Here is a 1349-nt window from a genome sequence, read left to right on the forward strand (position 1 = left end):
AGTCTAACACATCCAAGGGGGTATCGCCGGCAGCGTCAGATGTGTATAAGAGCCAGGCCCCAGGCTGTCCCCCCAGCCCGCCGCCTGCGCCGCCCGCCGCAGGACCGCGCGCCCGCGCTCGTCACTCAGGTGCGCCAGCCGGTAGGCCAGCGGGTCCAGGCCCGCCGCCAGGGCCAGCTCGTCCATGAACGACTCGATCGCGAACACGTTCATGAACGCCCCGAGCGAGCGCAGCGCGGACGAGCGGATCGGCGTCTCCAGCAGCCGGTGCCGGGTCACTTCGAGGCGGGGGAAGTCGTAGATCGGCACCGCGTTGCGGGCCATGCCCAATCCGGACGCGGGCGACGGGTCGGCGGCGGCGGGGAGGGGCCACGGTCGTTCCAGGTGCCTCCCGGCGAGCAGGCCGGGGTTGCCCAGGTAGCCGGGGCGGCTGGTGTGGCCCTGGCTCCACACCTCGTACCGCCAGGAGCGCACCATCCCCGCCGCGTCCACCACCGCCGCCACGTCCGCCGACATGGCCGAGCCGAACGGCGCCCAGGTCAGCTCGTCCGGCCGGCTCCAGCGCACGTGCACCGGGCGGCCCGGCGCGGCGCGGGCCAGCAGCGCCGCGTCCAGGGCCACGTCGTCGGCGGCGTTGTGGCCGTAGCAGCCCGCGCCCTCGACGTGGCGTACCTCGATCAGGTCCGCGGGCAGGCCCAGGACCTGCGCGAGCGCGCCGCGCAGCGGGTGAACGCCCTGGGTGTGGCTCCAGACCTCCAGCGTGCCGTCGGCGTTCCAGCGGGCGGCGGCGCAGCTCGGGGCCATGGCGGCGTGGGCGATGAACGGCCTGCCGAAGGTGGCCGTGCGCTCGCTGCCCTGCGGCTCGGGTCCGGTGGGGGGATGGACCTGGAGGGTCTCGTGCGGGCCCGCACGGAGGAAGCCGTGCAGGTCGTGCTCGTCGGGCAGGGTGTCGCGCTCGTCCCACCGGGCGGCGCGGCGCAGGCGTTCGAGCGCCCGGTCGGCCTCGGGCTCGCTCCCGGCCACCACGCCCAGGAACGAGCCGTCCCGCACCACCTCCCACGGGTCGCCGCCCGGCGCCGGGCCGTCCCGCCGCGACACGTCCACGAGCCGGGCGCCGGGGGAGGGCGGGCGCAGGACCCGGCCGTAGAGCTGGCCGGGCAGGCGCAGGTCGTGCACGAACCTCGGCCGCCCGGCCACCTTGTCGGGCAGGTCCAGCCTGGGCACGCTGGTCCCCACGAACCCGGGCCCCTCGGTCTCTCCCACAGCCTCGGGACCGGTCGTCTCGGGACCGGTCGTCTCGGGACCGGTCGTCTCGGGGGCGGGTGTTTTGGGGCCGGTTGTCTCGGAGG

The 1349-nt window shown here is 75.9% G+C and carries 1 protein-coding gene; it reads right to left on the reverse strand.

The window, feature by feature from the left end:
* Positions 1–3: 3 nt before the first annotated feature.
* Positions 4–1349, reverse strand: a 1346-nt coding sequence (locus ETD85_RS62310; protein WP_170247520.1) for a molybdopterin cofactor-binding domain-containing protein, incomplete at its 5' end; no start/stop codon positions are given.

This window comes from Nonomuraea zeae (genome assembly GCF_005889725.1).
GTDB classification, from domain to species: Bacteria; Actinomycetota; Actinomycetes; order Streptosporangiales; family Streptosporangiaceae; genus Nonomuraea; species Nonomuraea zeae.